Source organism: Arthrobacter sp. NPDC056886 (assembly GCF_042788715.1).
Taxonomy (GTDB): domain Bacteria; phylum Actinomycetota; class Actinomycetes; order Actinomycetales; family Micrococcaceae; genus Arthrobacter.
Map to the genome: position 1 here is coordinate 540871 of NZ_JBHUBT010000002.1, position 15015 is coordinate 555885.

The window sequence follows — 15015 nt, forward strand, 5'->3', positions numbered from 1 at the left end:
CACCCCAATCTAGGCTGATTGCCTACCCCGCCGCCGGTGACTAAGGTCACAGGCATGGACACACTTCTCCCCGTGGCTTCCGGCGGCGCTGCCGGGCCGCTCACTGCCGACGAGCTCCGCGAGCTCTATTCGCTGATGGTGGCCGTCCGGCACCTCGACACCTCGGCCATCGCCTGGCAACGGCAGGGCATCATCCCCGGCTACGCCCCCGAGCTCGGCCAGGAAGCGGCCCAGGTGGGCAGCGGCTATGCCGTGGACACCACCCGGGACTTCGCCTTCCCCACCTACCGCGAAATGGGCGTCGCCCGGACCATGGGGGTGGACATGGTCGCTTACATGTCCACCCACAAGGCCACGTGGCACGGCGGCCTGTACAACCCGATGGAGTCCCGGCTGGCCCCCATCCAGGCGGTGGTCGCCGGCTCCGTCCTGCACGCCGTCGGCTGGGCCCACGGCCAGACGCTCGATGGAAAAGACGGCGTCGCCCTGACCTACTTCGGCGACGGCGCCTCCTCGCAGGGCGACGTGCACGAGGCGATGAACTTCGCCGCCGTGATGAAGGCGCCCGTGGTGTTCTTCGTCCAGAACAACGGCTGGGCCATCTCCGTCCCCACCGAGCGGCAGGTGGCCGGCGGCTATGTCGCGGCCCGCGCCGCGGGCTACGGGATCCCGGCGCTGAAGATCGACGGCGACGACGTCGTCGCCGTCCTCGAGGCAACCCGCCGCGCCTTCGCGCATGCCCGCTCCGGCAACGGCCCGGTGCTTATCGAGGCCATGACCTACCGCCGCGGCCCGCACTCCACCTCCGATGACCCAGGCCGCTACCGCTCCCTGGACGAGGAACGCGACGGCGCCGGCGCCGACCCGCTCGAGCGGCTCCGGCAGCGGCTGCTGGCCGACGGAATCGCGGACGAGGCGTTCTTCGCCGAGGCACTGGCCGCAGCCAAGGCCGAAGAGGAGCAGATCCGCACCGGCATCCAGGCCCTCGGCTCCCGGCCCGGCACTGAAATGTTTGACCTAGTCTTCCAGGAAACCACCCCGGCCCTGCAGGCCCAGGCCGCCAACTGGCGCGAGGAGTCCGAACATGTCTAACTCGATTCTCGAAGGCGCAACCGCCGCAGGCGAGAGCACTGCCGACGATACTGTCGACGACACTGCCGAGACGACTGCCGAGAACACAGCCAGCCCCGCATCAACCACCGTGATGTCGATGCAGCAGGCGCTGAACCGCGCCCTCGACGAGGTCCTCGCGGACAACCCCAAGGCGGTCATCTTCGGCGAGGACTGCGGCCGGCTCGGCGGCGTCTTCCGCATCACCGACGGACTGCAGGCCAAGCACGGCGCGCAGCGCGTCTTTGACACCCCGCTGGCGGAATCCGGAATCCTCGGCATGTCCGTGGGCCTGGCGATGGCCGGGTTCCACCCCATTCCCGAGGTCCAGTTCGACGGTTTCGCCTACCCGGCCATCAACCAGATCGTCTGCCAGATCGCCCGGATGAACTACCGCAGCCGCGGCACCATGCCGATGCCCATCACCCTGCGCGTGCCCAGCTTCGGCGGCATCCGGGCCCCCGAACACCACGGCGAAAGCCTCGAGGCACTCTTCGCCCACGTGCCGGGCCTCAAGGTGGTCTCGCCGTCGAACCCGCATGAGGCCTACCACCTGCTCAAGTACGCCGCCACGCGGCCGGACCCGGTGATCTTCATGGAGCCGAAGTCGCGGTACTGGCAAAAGGGCGAGGTTGCTATGCACGACGGCGGCTCCCCCACCGGTGCCAAGGTGATGCGCGAAGGCCGCCACCTCACGCTCGTCGCGTGGGGCGCCATGGTCTCCCGCTGCCTGCAGGTGGCCGAGCTCGCCGCCGAGGACGGGATCGACGTCGAGGTCCTGGACCTGCGCTGGCTCAAGCCGATCGATGCCGAGGCGCTGGCCGCCTCCGTGCGCAAGACGCGCCGCGCCGTCGTCGTTCACGAAGCGCCGCTGACCTCCGGCCTCGGCGCGGAGGTGGCGCAGCTGATCACCCAGAGCTGCTTCGACACGCTCAAGGCCCCGGTGGAGCGCGTCACCGGCTTCGACGTCCCGTACCCCTCGGGCGACCTCGAAGATGAATACATCCCGAACATTGACCGGATCCTCTTCGGCATCCAGCGAGTATTGGAGTACAAACGTGGCTGAAATTTCCTTCCCGCTCCCCGATCTCGGCGAGGGCCTGATTGAGGCAACCGTGCTGGAATGGCTGGTTTCACCGGGCGAGCAGGTGGAGCGCAACCAGCCGCTGGTGGAGGTCGAAACCACCAAATCGGCCGTTGAATTGCCCAGCCCGCAGGCAGGTAAGGTAGTGCGTATCTACGGCGGGCCCGGTGACAAGATCAATGTCGGCGAGCCCCTGATTGTGTTTGAGGTGCCGGACAACACCGCCGGCATCGTGGGCACAGTCCCGAAGGAAGAGGCACCAAAGCGCCGGGTCCGCCTGAGCGCCGTACTTGATGAGGACTGAGAGCATGAGCGGCAGACACACCGGCGACCTGCATTCGCACACCGTGGAGGGCACCGACCCCCAGCTGTACGTGCAGGTGCACGAGCCCCAGAACGACGCCGGGCTCCGTCCGGTCCTGCTGCTGCACGGCTTCTCCTCCTCCTCCAAGCTCAACTGGGAGGACAGCGGCTGGCTTGCCGCGCTCCTGGAGGCCGGTAGGCGCGTCATCACCGTGGACCTGCCCGGCCACGGCCGCAGCGGGGCGCCGGAGGACATGGACTCCTACTCCCCCAGCCGGATCCGTGCGGACCTGCTGCAGATAGTGTTCGACGCCGGCGCGCGTCCCCTGCGCGACGGCGACCCCTCCAGCGGGCTGGACGTGATCGGCTATTCGCTGGGATCCCGGCTGGCCTGGGAGTTCGGCGCCACGCAGCACGAGCTGGTGCACCGGCTGGTCCTGGGCGGCCCCAACGTCGCCGACCCCCTGGCGGACTTCGACCTGATCGCCGCGCAGCGCTACCTGGCCGACGGCACCCCGATCGCGGACGAATCCACCGCGGGCCTGCTGAAGATGGCCATGCTGCTGCCCAGCAACAACATCTTCGCGCTGCTGTCCCTGGTTGAGGCGATCAAGACCGAGCCGTACGACCCCGCCGAGGCAGTGCCGCGCATGCCGATGCTCCTCGTGGCGGGGGAACAGGACGACCGTGCCGCCACCATGCCGGAGCTCGCGGCCCTCGGCGCCAAGGCCGGCGGCATGGTGGAACAGCTGGTCCTGCCGGGCCGCACCCACACCAACGCCATCACCAGCCGGGCCTTCAAGCAGGGGGCCATCAGCTTCCTGGGCGTCTAAGCCCGGCCGGCAGGCACACCACCAGCCGACGACAGAGGCCACCACAAAAGAGGCACGGACCGCGGTCCGTGCCTCTTTTGTGTTGGCCTCTTTTGTGTCGAAGAACAGTAGCCTAGTGGTGGCTGCTGACCCCGAGCGGGCGGCCCTTCGTCTCCCCGGCCAGGAGGACGCCGACGGCGGAGATGACGCAGAGGACCATGATGTAGATGCCGATCGACCCGGTCCAGTGGGTGCCCTGCAGCAGCGTCTCGGCGATGGTGGCTGCGAACGCGCCGCCGAGGATGGCGCCGAAGGCGTAGCCGATCGAGATGCCCGAGTAGCGCACGTTCGCCGGGAACATCTCGGCGTACATGGCGGACATCGGGCCGTAGGACAGGCCAAGGCCGATGGTCAGGACGAACAGCGCGACGCCGTAGAGCACGATGTCCTTGGTGTCGATGAGGGCGAACATCGGGATCATCCAGGCGAAGACAATGCCGTAGCCGATCAGGAAGGTCTTGACGCGGCCGATCTTGTCCGAGAGCCAGCCGCCGACCAGCGTGAAGATGAGCCAGCCGAAGGAGGCCAGCGTGGTGGCCAGCAGGATCTGCGGGGTGGGCATCTTGAGGGTCTTGGTGGCATAGGAGATGAAGAACGCGATCAACAGGTAGCCGGCAGCGTTGTTGCCGATGAAGATCATGGTGGAGTAGAGGACGGCCTTCTTGTGCTTGCGGATGAGCTCGCCCAGCGGCGCCTTGCTCTCTTCCTTGCGGGCGGCCATCTCCTTGAAGACCGGGCTCTCTGAAACGGCGCGGCGGATCAGGTAGCCGACGACGATCAGCACGATCGAGAGCAGGAACGGCACACGCCAGCCCCAGGACGCGAAGTCTTCCTTGGACATGCTGGTGTTGAGGAAGTACAGCAGGCCGGTGGCGAGGATCATGCCGACCGGAACGCCGATCTGCGGGTAGGCGCCGAACAGGCCGCGCCTGCTCTTGGGAGCGTGTTCGACGGCCATCAGGGCTGCGCCGCCCCATTCACCGCCGGCGGAGAAGCCCTGGATGACACGGAGCAGGATGAGCAGGATTGGGGCCCAGACGCCGATCTGCGCGTAGGTGGGCAGCACACCGATCAGCGCCGTGGCGGCACCCATCATGATCAGGGTGAAGACCAGCATGGCCTTGCGTCCCAGGCGGTCGCCCAGGTGGCCGGCGATGATCGCGCCGAGAGGGCGGAACAGGAAGCTGATGCCGATGAGGGCGAAGGACAGGATCTGCGCCAGGCCGGGGTTGGATGCGTTCAGCGGGGCGAGGAACAGCGGCGACAGCAGCGTGGCTGTCAGCTGGGCAAAAATGAAGAAGTCGTACCACTCGATGGTGGTGCCGACCAGCGTCCCAGCGAGGACCTTTCGTTCCTCATGTTTGCTGCTGGGACCCGCCTCGGAATCTACGGATGAAGTTACGGTCATTGGAACTCCGTTGCTGGGGGCAGAGGTACTGCCCAAAGTGGGTGCGAAGTGACTAGCTGGTGCCTCTTGAGTGCTGGCCGCGGAAGTCGCGGAGCCCTCGAATTACTGATCGAACGGTCAGTTAGTATGCTAAATAATACTATGAACTGTGTGATAGGGCACACATGTTCGCGGGGAGTGTCTTGCCCGGGTCAGTCCTTGCGGTTGAGCAGTTCGCGGACCCTGGCCCGGACCGGTTCGCGGTCGTAGGTGTTGACCAGGGCCCCGGCCATTCGGACCGGGTCCCCGAAGAAGAAGTACTCGTAGAGCGACTGGCGCCCGGCGAACCCGGAGATCGAGGCGTCAAAGGCCAGCTTGAACAGCCGGACGCGCTCGGGGCCGGTGAGGGTCTTGCCCTGCAGGTACAGTTCGATGTCCGCCCGGGCCTCGCTGTTGACGTCAGCCTCGCCCGGCAGCGCCATGAGGCCCGACGCCGAGAACTTCCGGATGATCTGCGGGAAGCGCTGGGCGATCTTCGGGTACCAGTTGCGGGCCGCGTTCAGCGTGGACCACTTCGGCAGCATGACGCCGGCATCGTTGAGCCCGGCGTCGGCCTCGGAGGCGCGGACCAGCGCCTTGCCGATTTCGACGTCGATGATCAGCTCGGCGATGTCCTCCTGGATGTGCTGGAACCCGTCGATGCCGATCGCCTCGGCCAGTTCCGACGCCAGGCCCAGAAAGAACTCGCTCTTGGCGATGGTGCGGGTGACCACCTGGTGGGTCATGAGCGCGCCGGCGCCGGTTTCGGCGTAGAAGCTGTTGCACAGTTGCGGGTTGCCGAGCATGAAGATGCGCTCGCTGGGCACGAAGACGTGGTCAAAGACCGCGACGGCGTCCATTTCCTCATAGCGGGAGGCCAGCGGCTCGTCGTGGGTGCTGCCGCCGTTGTACAGCGACGTGCGGCAGAGGTAGCGCAGGCCCGGGGAATCGTTGGGGATGGCGAACGCGTAGGAGTAGGGCGCGTCTTCCGGGGTGCCGCGAAGGACCGTGGACGGGAACACGAGCAGCTCGTCGGCAATCGGGGCGATGGTGGCGAGCATGCGGGCGCCCTGGATGACGACCCCGTCCTCGCGCTCCTCCACGATTCGGGCCGAGAGCTGGCCGCCGAGCTGCTCCGAGCCCGAAACCGAGCGGTTGACCTGCGGCGGGATGAGGGTGTGCGTGGCGAGGACGTCGTTTTCCCGCGCCCACTCGTAGTAGTTGCGGATGTTCTCGCCGAACTTGGGGTCCGCCTGCGCGAACCACTTCCCGGCGGTGCCCAGCGCGGTGAGCGCGGAGTTCATGTAGTCCCCGGAGCGGCCCAGGAAGCCGTTGGAGGACTCGGCCCAGGTGGAGATGGCGCGGCGGCGGCGCTGGAGGTCCTCGATGGTCTTGGGCACCAGGAAGGAGGCGTTGACCAGGTCCCCGGTGCTGGGCGAGGGGTAGGTGAGCGCTTCCTGGTACTGCGGGTCGTGCTGCATGTCGAAGAGTTTGGCGTAGGAGCGGGCCACGTTGCGGAAAGCCGGGTGCTCGGCGATCTTCTCGCTGACCACCTCCCCGTCGATCACCACATGCGGGGTCATGGCGTTGAGCTTGTCCAGGTACTGCCGTCCGGTGCGGATACCCATTGGTCTTCCTCCAGTCGTCGTTGAGCTGAGCTGTGTTGATTGGATGCCGTGTTGATTGGATGCCGTGCGGCGCTAGAGCAGGTCCTCCATGCCCAGCTGGCTTTCCGGGATGGTGGTGAAGGTGCTGTTGGCGAACGCCAGGGCATCGCCGTTGCGGTAGTTGAAATCCACCACCTCTCCGACGTAGAGGGTGTGGTCGCCGCCGTCGTACGCCGCCCAGGGCTTGCATTCGAAATAGGCGAGGACATTGGAGAGCCGCGGCGCGGTGTCCCCTTCCACCCACAGCGGCTCGGGGCCGGGACGGCCGGCGAAGTGCATGGCCAGGTGCCGCTGCTCGGCGCCGAGGATATTCACCGTGAAGGGCCGGCCGGCGAGTTCATCGTGGGCCTTGGCAGTGCGGGCGATGCTCACCAGCACCAGCGGAGGCTCCATCGACACTGAGGTGAAGGAGTTTACGGTGATGCCGTGGCGCTTCGTGACCCCGTCGAAGGTCACGATCGCGACGCCGGTGGCAAACCTGCCAAGGCTGCCCCGGAAGTGGTTGGCCCGCGGGGAAGACAGCGAGCCCTGGCCCCGGACACCGCCGGCGTGGTCGCGTGGCTTGGCAATCATCACTGATCCCTTGCGTTCGGTGCGGTCTTGTTCGGTCGTGGTGTGGCTGACCTGTGCTTTGGGTAAAGTGTTGTTCTATAATCGAACTAGTAGTTCCCATATAGAACGCTAGCGGACCGTGAGCCGGAACACAAGGGTTGCCCGGCACGCCCGGCGTCCAGCGACCCCGCCCCTAGGATGGACCCCATGACCCCGAACGCCGGCACTGCCCAGGCTTCCCCGTCCCAGACGCTGTCCCGCGGCATCCGGGCGTTGGAGATCCTCGCCGAGGCGCAGCAGCCGCTCACGATTGCCGAACTCGCCGATGCCATGGGCGTCCACCGCTCCGTGGCCTACCGGATCCTGCGCACCCTCGAGGACCATTCGCTGCTGGTGCGGGACGACGGCGGCCGCGTCCAGCCCGGCCCGGGCCTGGCGGTCCTGGCGCGCGGGGTCTCCCGCAACCTGCAGTCGGCGGCCCTGCCGGAGCTGACCTTGCTGGCCAACACCCTGACCATGAGCGCCTTTGTGGCGGTCTGGGACCGGGAGGAGTGCGTGACGCTGGTGACGGTGGACCCGCGGCACAGCGGCGCCGCGGTGGTGCAGCACCCTGGGTCTCGGCACCCCATCAGCGCCGGTGCGCCTGGCATCGCCATCCAGTCCGCCTTCCCGGAACAGGAGTGGCGGGCCCTGGTCCCGGGCATCCCGTACCGGGCGGAAGCGGCCGAGGCCCGGAGCCGCGGCTTTGCCGCCAGCCATGACGAGGTGATCCCCGGGGTGTCCTCCATCGCGGTGCCGCTGCGCGTGCCGGGCAGCCGGCCGGCCGCCCTCGCCGTCGTGTATATCCGCGCGGCACAGGACCCGGACGAGGTCGCCGGAGCCCTCACGGAGGCCGCCCGGCGCATCGAGGCGCAACTGGGCTAAACCCCTGCCCCACTGACTCGCAGCAGGGGCCGTTTTCAGCGCTCAAACGGCCCCTGCTGCGAGCTAGTTGGGGCCTTAGGCGGCCGGCGCGGTCTTCCTCCCGCGTTGGCGGAGTACGACGGCGGCGGCCGTTCCCAGCAGGAACAACGCCGTAGCAGCGCACACCGGAACCAGGAACGACGTCGAATAGCCGAAGTTCTGGGCCAGCTGCCCGGCGATGGAAGATCCGAGCGCGGTGCCGGCGACAATGCCGCTGGCCAGCGCGGTCATGACCGTGCCGAGCTTTCCGGCCGGGGCCACGAGGCCGCCGATGGCGAAAACAGTGACCATGAGAGGGCCCACCGGCAGGCCCAAGACCAGCAGCACGAGGACCATGGGCAGCGCCGTCGTGGGCAGCAACAGCAGTAAGGCGAGCCCGGCCATGAGCCCCGCGCACGCAATCCAGCGCACGTTCACCGTGAGGCGGCGGGGCCAGTACGCGACCGAGAGGGCGGCCGCCGCAGAGCTCAGTCCCATCGCGGCGTACAGCAGGCCCGCGAGCTCGGACGTGGCGAAGCTGGCGGAGAAGGAACTCAGGGAGGCCTGGGTGGAGCCGAAGAACGTGCCCATGCACACCATCGCCAGCACGGGAAGGGCGACGGCGGCGAAGGTTCTGGCGCGCTGGGCCGCCGTGCGGGCGTCCGGGTTCCGGTCCCCCGCCGCTGCGGGAGCCAAGCCGGAGGCCGATCCGGCTGCCGGTTCAACTGCCTGGCCGGAGGACGGGCGCCGTGTTGTGCGGACCACCGCGTGGTGCGTGGGGTGGACGGCGAAGGCGGGTACGAGGACAACAGTCAGTGCCGCGGCCAGGGCCAGCGGCAGCCACGGCGCGAGCAGGCTCGCGAGGATGCCGACCAGTGCCGGGCCGAGCACGAAGGTGAGCTCGTCCGCGGTGCTTTCATAGGACAGGGCGGTGTCCAGGTCCGCGGAGTTGGCGGCCGCCCCGCGCCCGGACGTCCGGGAGGTCAGCGCCATCCAGCGGACCCGGGCCAGCGGACCGACCTGCGGGCAGCTGGCCCCGGCCACGAAGGCCGCGACCAGCACGGGGACGGCCGGGGCAAGGTCCTGCGCCCCGGGAATGAGGTACGCCGCGAGGATCAGGGCAACGATGGCCACGGTGTTGGCAAAGGCGGAGACGAGCAGGACGCGGCGCTGGCCGAGCCGGTCGGCCAGGACGCCCAGCACGGGGGCACCCAGTGCGGAACCGATGCCTACGGCACCGGCCGCGGCACCGCCCACGGCGTAGGAGCCCGTGACGGAGGTGACCAGCGTCAGGGCGCCGACGGTGAGCATGGCCAGCGGCAGGCGGGCGAAGAGCCCCAGCGGGATGAAGCTGCGGCCGGCGAGCAGCGGCAGCCGCGCGTAGCGGCCGCCCTTGGCGGGCGCGGGGGCCGGCGGCGCGGCACTCGCGCTGGGGGCGTCGGTCGAAATGGGGGCGTCAAGAGTAGACGCCAAAGAAGACGGTGAAGGGTTCATGGTTTCCGGGTTCGCTCAATAGTGCGCATCGTCCCTCCTCCCGATGCGCGCGACCCGGTAACAGATCAATGATAGCTGATGCCCGGACGGCCGGCCCGGGCCGGCCGTCCGGGACGGGGGCTCAGACCCGGGTGTCGTCGCTGATGTGCAGGGTGGAGCCGCTGCGGCCCTTGACCACCTGAAGCTGGGTGCCGATGCGCTGCTTCATTTCGGCCACATGGCTCACGAGCCCCACTACCCTGCCGCCGTCACGGAGGCTTTCGAGGGCGTCCATGACCTGTTCCAGCGCCTGCTCGTCAAGGCTGCCGAAGCCCTCGTCCACGAACAGGGTCTCGATGTCCACGCCGCCGGACTCGTGCTGCACGACGTCTGCCAGCCCCAGTGCCAGTGCCAGTGAGGCCATGAACGACTCGCCGCCGGAGAGGGTGGCGGTGTCCCGGCGCTGGCCGGTCCACTCGTCCACTACTTCCAGGCCGAGGCCGGACTTCGCGCCGCGTGCGGCCTTGGCGTCGGTGTGCTGCAGCGTGTAGCGGCCGTCGCTCATGCCAATCAGGCGTTCGGAGGCGGCGACGGCCACCTGCTCAAGCCGGGCGGCGAGGACGTAGCTGTTCAGGCTCATGCGGTAGGTGTTGTCGCCTCCGCCCTTGGCGGCGTCGGCCACGGCGGCGAGCAGCGCGGCCCGGTCCCGCGGTTCCCTGCCGGCGGCGGCAAGTTCCGCGTAGTCACCGGCGATGCGTCCGAGGGTCCGGAGCGAGTTGTCCGCCAGCCCGGCCGCCAGCACGGCTTCCCGGGCTTTGCGGTCGGCCGCCACCGATTCCGTTCTGAGCTCTTCGAGGGCGGCGTCGCTGACGAGGTCCCCGGAAGCCCGCTCGGCCGCCGCCAGGGCGAGGTCCTCGCCGGCGAACAGTTCCTGGATCCTGGCGGCTTCGTCGTGTCCGGCCCGGATGGCCGTTTCGAGGCTTGCTGCCTCCGGCGGCGGCAACAGCGCTTCCCGCGCCGCGGTTTCGGTGCTGAAACCGGCTGCGGGCAGGGCCTGCTCAAGTTGCCGGCGTGCCTCCGCGGTGCGGGCAGCGGCCTGTTCGAGGGCAGACTGCGCGGCGTCGGCGTGCTCAAGGACCGAGGCGATTGATGCCAGGGCCGCAATCCGCTGTTCGAGCGTCGCGTGGCTGGCGCGCAGCTTGTCCAGCGAGTGTTCCAGGGCCTCTGCCTGTTGGTCTATTTCGGCGATCGTGGACTGCGTTTGGGCGATGCCGGAAGCGGCGTCGGCCTGCGCCCGGTCCGCGGCGGCGATGGCCGCCTCGAGTTCTGCGAGCCGGGCCCGGCTGGCGGCAAGGTCCGTGGCGGCGCGGCCGGCGTCCTCGGCCCGTTCCCGGGCCAGGGCCGCCTCCAAGCTGGCTTCCTCGGGAGGTGTGCTGCCGCCCTGGGCTGCCAGGACGGCGACGTTCTGGTGGGCGTCGGCGAGCTCGCGTCCGAGGGCAGCCAAGGTCTCTTCCGCCGTGTCGCTGGCCAGTTGCGCGGCCTCCTCAGCCTCGGCAACGGCAAGGGCCGAGGCTGCGGCCGGGGCCGGTGCCGGGTGCTCCGGGCTGCCGCAGACGGGGCATGGGACACCGGCGAGGAGTTGGGTGGCGAGCTCGGCCGCGGCGTTCGTGAGCCGTTGCTCACGGAGGTCCAGCCAGTGCTGCCTGCGGTCCTGGTGTACGTTCCGGGCGGCGGCGTGCTGTTCCGCGATTGCCGAGCACTCGGCCTCGGCGGCGAGGAAGCGGCCAACGATGCTCACGAGTTCGTCGGCTGCCGCGGCCTCCTTGGTGCGCAGCTGGACTTCCGCGGCCAGTTCCTCGAGGGGGCGGATTACGGCGGACAGGGTCACCGACTCGGACCGCAGGGCGGCCAGGGCGGTGGCACCGGCCTGCCGCCCGGATTCCAGCTCCTGCAACTGCTGGCGCAGCCGGCGGCCGCGCTCAGTCAGCCCGATGAGCCGGGATTCGTCGGGCAGGCGTTCGGTGAGCACGGCGTGCAGGGACCGCAACCGTGCGAGGGTGCTCCGGACGGCTGCGCTGTCCAGCGGGGCCTGCGGGCCGGCGGCGTCGTCGTCGGCCTTCCCCGTCCCTGCGACGATGAAAAGATCCTGCCCCGCGAGCTCCGTGTCCGTCAGCGCCGCGGACCGCAGCGTGCGCGCGGCCTCCAGCAGGGCCGTTCCCGCCCGTTCCTCAGCTGCCGCGGCACTTTCCACGGCCTGCAGTTGGCCGCCAAGCACTTCGGCTTTGCGGTGCAGCCCGAGGGTGGCGGCTTTGTCCGCCAAGAGCGGGGCGGCGGCGTCGGCATCAATCCGTCGCAGTTCCGCGGCGGCAAGTTTGGCACGGCGGTGTGCCCGCGCGTTGGCGGCCTCCAACGCGGAGCCATGTGCAGCGGCATCGTTCTCGGCTGCCGCTGCGGCGGCCCGCCGGTCCGCCGCGGCGGTTGCCGCGGCGTCGTCAAGCCAGGCCAGCAGCGCATCGGGCTGGTCCTTGCCGGGGGCACCTGCGGGGTCGAGCTCGAGTGCCGCGGTTTCAGACTCGGCCTGCGCCAGGAGCAGGTCGAGCTTCGTGGTGAGGCTTGCGACCTCCGCCTTGGCGGTCAGCGCCTGCCGGGACAATTCCTGTTCCACGGCTTCAAAGCGCTGGGTGCCGAAAAGGCTCTGCAGCAGCTCCAGGCGGTCAGATGCCTTGGAGCGCAGGAACGCCGCGAAGTCGCCCTGCGGCAGCATGACCACGCGCGTGAACTGGTCCCGGTTCATGCCCAGGACATCGGTGATCTCGGCCCCGGCCTCATCGTTCCGGCCGGATTTCTCCACCCACGCACCGTCGATGCGTTCGCGCAGCAGCGTATTGGCCTGCTGGACCGTGAAGCCGTTCTTGCCCCGGGCGCTCGGCTTGTCCCAGGCGGGCGACCGGGAGACTTCGAAATGCCGGCCCTTGGCCGAGAACTCGCAGGTGACGCGGGGCTCGGTGGCGGCCTCCGCGTGGTCGCTGCGCAGCCGCTTCCCGTCCTGCCGGGCACCGGGAACCGATCCGTAGAGGGCGAAGCAGATGGCGTCCAGGACGCTGGTCTTGCCCGCGCCCGTGGCGCCGTTGAGCAGGAACAGGCCGTGTGCGCTGAGCCGGTCGAAGTCGATCCGCTCCGTGCCGGCAAACGGGCCGAAGGCGGCAATCTCCAGGCGGTGGATCCTCACAGGGAGACCCCTTCCAGGCGCACGGCCTCGAGCGCCTCGGCGAGAACGGCCGCTTCGGCGTCGGAAGCTGGCCGGCCGCGGACGTGATCGAGGAATCCGCAGCAGACGGAGAGGTCACCCTCGGCTTCGGCAAGCCGGCTGCTGTAACTGGCCTTCGGCGCCGCACCCGAGCCCTCGGGATCGAAGCCGAGCACCAGGGTGTCGGGGAACCGTGCCCGCAGGCGGTCCATCGCTTGGGCGGGGCGGGCGGCATCCGTCAGAGTGATCTGGCAGTAGGCGGCCTCGGCCCAGGCGAGGTCCTCCGATTCGAGGAGGTCATCCAGCTTCCCGCGGAGTACGGCGAGGACCCGCGGCGCCTCCCAGTGCACTGCGCGGACGTCGCCGATGCCGTCGGCGTCGACCTCCACGAGCCAGCTGCCCTTCTTGTGCTTCGCCTCCGAGAACGAGTACGCCAGCGGCGAGCCGGAATAGCGCACCGCCGGAGACAGCTCCTGCCGCCCATGCAGGTGGCCCAGTGCGGTGTAGCCGAACCCGTCGAAGAGATCCAGCGGAACGGCGCCGACGCCCCCGATGCTCAGATCCCGTTCGCTGTCGGAGCTGATGCCTCCGCTGGCAAAGGTGTGCGCCAGGACCACCGAATGGACGGTCCGGGTCTGGCTCCGGTGCCGCACGTCTGCACGGATCCGTTCGGTGGCGGCGCGTGTGACCTCAAAGTGGCTCGCGGTCTCGACGCCCAGCTGCTCGGCGACCAGCCGGGGCTCCAGCCAGGGAATCCCGTAGATGGCCAGCACCGGCCCTGTAGTGTCCACGGCGTCGTCCAATGCGTCGTCCCCGAGCGGAAAGAGCACGGGCTGGTCCAGTTCGTTCAGCCGCGTCCGCAAGTGCACTCCCCCGCGCTCGAGCAGCCGCGACGCGAACCCCAGCCTGATGGCGGAGTCGTGGTTGCCGCTGGTCAGGACAACCTCGGCGCCCGCACCCGTGAGGCGGACAAGGGCGTCGTCCAGCAGGCCGACGACGTCGACTCCCGGCAGCGCGCGGTCATAGACGTCCCCGGCGATGAGGACGACGTCCACGCTCTCGTCCCGAACAAAGGTCACGAGCTGGTTGACGAAGGCGCGCTGGGCATCCAGCATGCCGATGCCGTGGAAAGACCGGCCCAAATGCCAGTCGGAGGTGTGCAATAACCGCATATTCCTACGGTATCGGCTGCCACCGACACTCTTGCGCCACCACCCCGGGAGGGTGACCGAAGTCAAAGGCGGTCCAGAGTTGTCGTTACTTTCCACCCTTGGTGTCGAAGAAGCTGCGGGCCTCGTCGTCCTGGGCGACGGTGCTGCCGGGCGAAACCGTAGCGCCAGCCACCTTCGCGTTGCCCCGGTGTCCGGCGCCGACCTTCTGGCCGCCGTCCACGCCGTCGGTCAGCTCGCCGTCACCGAAGTCGGCGTCGTCCAGGTCGGAGTTCAAATCGGAGTCATCCAAATCGGCGTCGTCCACGTCTGCATCGGTGGGCGAGGCGCCGGCCGCGTCAGCGGTCTGCGCGGTGTGAAGAGTGCTCTGGGCGAAGCCGCGGAAAACCAGCCCGGCGATGGCCGCACCGACCACCGGCGCCACCCAGAACAGCCACAGCTGCCCGAGCGCGTCCGGGCCGCTGAAGATGGCCGAGGCCGTGGCCCGGGCCGGGTTGAACGGAACATTGCCAAGCGCCTGGCCCAACTGCAGGAGCATCGCCGTCGTCAGGCCCACCGCGAAGGGGGCAGCCGCCCTGGCGGGATTCCGGCTGGCCGTCGTGGCAAGGAATACGGCCACGAGCAGGGCGGTGCCGAGGACCTCCACGAGCAGGACGCCGGCCATGGGCACCTGGATGACCGAGTGCTCGCCGAATCCGGCGGCCACGGTGGCGAATGCGCCCTGGCTGTCGTTGATCGTCGGAATGGTGCGCAGGACGCCGAACAGGGCAACGGCCCCGAGCGCCGCACCCACGAGCTGGGCGCCGATGTACGCGGCGGCGTCGGCCAGCCGGGTCCGGCCGGCGATGACGTTGCCCACGGTGATAGCGGGGTTAAAGTGGCCGCCGGAGACGTAGCCGACGGCCAGCATCGCGGCCGTCAGTGCCAGGCCCGCGGCCAGCGCGGCGGGCAGCGGGTTGGACTGCGGAATCGTGAAGAGCGGCACGCCCAGGCCTGCGACCACCACGATCAGGGTCCCCAGCGCCTCGGCGGAGAGCCGGGCCACGAGTCGGGGCCGGGGCGAAACGTCGCTGGCGGCCGGCGGCTGGACGCCAACTGATTCGCGGGCTGGCACAAGCAGGGTCATAGTCAGGATTCCTTTGCTGGTGGCGGCGCGGCCTGGAGCTGCAG

General features: G+C 69.2%; 12 protein-coding genes. 5 read left to right on the forward strand and 7 right to left on the reverse strand.

What is annotated here, in order from left to right; translation table 11 throughout:
• The first annotated feature begins 54 nt into the window (after positions 1-54).
• From ACFRJ8_RS05580 to ACFRJ8_RS05595, 4 genes are all read left to right on the forward strand, one after another.
• Entirely contained in the window at positions 55-1092 is a 1038-nt protein-coding gene (locus tag ACFRJ8_RS05580; protein ID WP_377985150.1) for a thiamine pyrophosphate-dependent enzyme, read from the forward strand.
• Positions 1093-1204: 112 nt separating this feature from the next.
• Positions 1205-2176 carry an alpha-ketoacid dehydrogenase subunit beta gene (locus tag ACFRJ8_RS05585; RefSeq protein WP_377985193.1) on the forward strand — a complete coding sequence of 324 codons (972 nt, stop codon included), beginning with the start codon at positions 1205-1207 and terminating at the stop codon, positions 2174-2176.
• Positions 2169-2498, forward strand: a complete 330-nt coding sequence (locus ACFRJ8_RS05590; protein ID WP_018775751.1) for a biotin/lipoyl-containing protein — start codon at positions 2169-2171, stop codon at positions 2496-2498. The genes ACFRJ8_RS05585 and ACFRJ8_RS05590 overlap by 8 nt, the downstream gene beginning before the upstream one ends.
• Positions 2499-2502: 4 nt before the next feature.
• Positions 2503-3330: an alpha/beta fold hydrolase gene (locus tag ACFRJ8_RS05595; protein WP_377985151.1), complete on the forward strand. Its 828-nt coding sequence runs from the start codon at positions 2503-2505 to the stop codon at positions 3328-3330.
• 112 nt (positions 3331-3442) lie between these two features.
• On the opposite strand, the gene ACFRJ8_RS05600 is transcribed toward ACFRJ8_RS05595, so the two are convergent.
• From ACFRJ8_RS05600 to ACFRJ8_RS05610, 3 genes are all read right to left on the reverse strand, one after another.
• Positions 3443-4777, reverse strand: coding sequence for an MFS transporter (locus tag ACFRJ8_RS05600; RefSeq protein WP_377985152.1), 1335 nt, complete (start codon positions 4775-4777; stop codon positions 3443-3445).
• A gap of 191 nt (positions 4778-4968) precedes the next feature.
• Positions 4969-6423, reverse strand: coding sequence for a 4-hydroxyphenylacetate 3-monooxygenase, oxygenase component (hpaB, locus tag ACFRJ8_RS05605; protein WP_377985153.1), 1455 nt, complete (start codon positions 6421-6423; stop codon positions 4969-4971).
• Positions 6424-6495: 72 nt separating this feature from the next.
• Positions 6496-7035 (reverse strand): flavin reductase family protein, encoded by a 540-nt coding sequence (locus ACFRJ8_RS05610; protein ID WP_377985154.1) that lies wholly within the window; start codon positions 7033-7035, stop codon positions 6496-6498.
• 186 nt (positions 7036-7221) lie between these two features.
• Here ACFRJ8_RS05610 and ACFRJ8_RS05615 point away from each other — a divergent pair, with 186 nt between their 5' ends.
• Positions 7222-7938, forward strand: coding sequence for an IclR family transcriptional regulator (locus ACFRJ8_RS05615; protein ID WP_377985155.1), 717 nt, complete (start codon positions 7222-7224; stop codon positions 7936-7938).
• A 75-nt stretch (positions 7939-8013) separates the two neighbouring features.
• On the opposite strand, the gene ACFRJ8_RS05620 is transcribed toward ACFRJ8_RS05615, so the two are convergent.
• From ACFRJ8_RS05620 to ACFRJ8_RS05635, 4 genes are all read right to left on the reverse strand, one after another.
• Complete coding sequence (locus tag ACFRJ8_RS05620; RefSeq protein ID WP_377985156.1) at positions 8014-9450, reverse strand: MFS transporter; 1437 nt, start codon at positions 9448-9450, stop codon at positions 8014-8016.
• A 121-nt stretch (positions 9451-9571) separates the two neighbouring features.
• On the reverse strand, positions 9572-12658 hold the full coding sequence (locus tag ACFRJ8_RS05625) for an AAA family ATPase (RefSeq protein WP_377985157.1): 3087 nt from the start codon (positions 12656-12658) through the stop codon (positions 9572-9574).
• Complete coding sequence (locus ACFRJ8_RS05630) at positions 12655-13848, reverse strand: exonuclease SbcCD subunit D (RefSeq protein WP_377985158.1); 1194 nt, start codon at positions 13846-13848, stop codon at positions 12655-12657. The genes ACFRJ8_RS05625 and ACFRJ8_RS05630 overlap by 4 nt, the downstream gene beginning before the upstream one ends.
• Positions 13849-13933: 85 nt before the next feature.
• Positions 13934-14971: an MIP/aquaporin family protein gene (locus ACFRJ8_RS05635; protein WP_377985159.1), complete on the reverse strand. Its 1038-nt coding sequence runs from the start codon at positions 14969-14971 to the stop codon at positions 13934-13936.
• Positions 14972-15015 lie beyond the last annotated feature (44 nt).

Excerpts from the sequence above, each read along its gene's own strand:
- ACFRJ8_RS05595 (WP_377985151.1), top strand. The coding sequence starts at position 2,503 with ATGAGCGGCAGACACACCGGCGACCTGCATTCGCACACCGTGGAGGGC.
- hpaB (WP_377985153.1), bottom strand. The coding sequence starts at position 6,423 with ATGGGTATCCGCACCGGACGGCAGTACCTGGACAAGCTCAACGCCATG.
- ACFRJ8_RS05620 (WP_377985156.1), bottom strand. The coding sequence starts at position 9,450 with ATGAACCCTTCACCGTCTTCTTTGGCGTCTACTCTTGACGCCCCCATT.
- ACFRJ8_RS05585 (WP_377985193.1), top strand. The coding sequence starts at position 1,205 with ATGTCGATGCAGCAGGCGCTGAACCGCGCCCTCGACGAGGTCCTCGCG.
- ACFRJ8_RS05580 (WP_377985150.1), top strand. The coding sequence starts at position 55 with ATGGACACACTTCTCCCCGTGGCTTCCGGCGGCGCTGCCGGGCCGCTC.
- ACFRJ8_RS05600 (WP_377985152.1), bottom strand. The coding sequence starts at position 4,777 with ATGACCGTAACTTCATCCGTAGATTCCGAGGCGGGTCCCAGCAGCAAA.
- ACFRJ8_RS05610 (WP_377985154.1), bottom strand. The coding sequence starts at position 7,035 with ATGATTGCCAAGCCACGCGACCACGCCGGCGGTGTCCGGGGCCAGGGC.
- ACFRJ8_RS05635 (WP_377985159.1), bottom strand. The coding sequence starts at position 14,971 with ATGACCCTGCTTGTGCCAGCCCGCGAATCAGTTGGCGTCCAGCCGCCG.
- ACFRJ8_RS05615 (WP_377985155.1), top strand. The coding sequence starts at position 7,222 with ATGACCCCGAACGCCGGCACTGCCCAGGCTTCCCCGTCCCAGACGCTG.
- ACFRJ8_RS05630 (WP_377985158.1), bottom strand. The coding sequence starts at position 13,848 with ATGCGGTTATTGCACACCTCCGACTGGCATTTGGGCCGGTCTTTCCAC.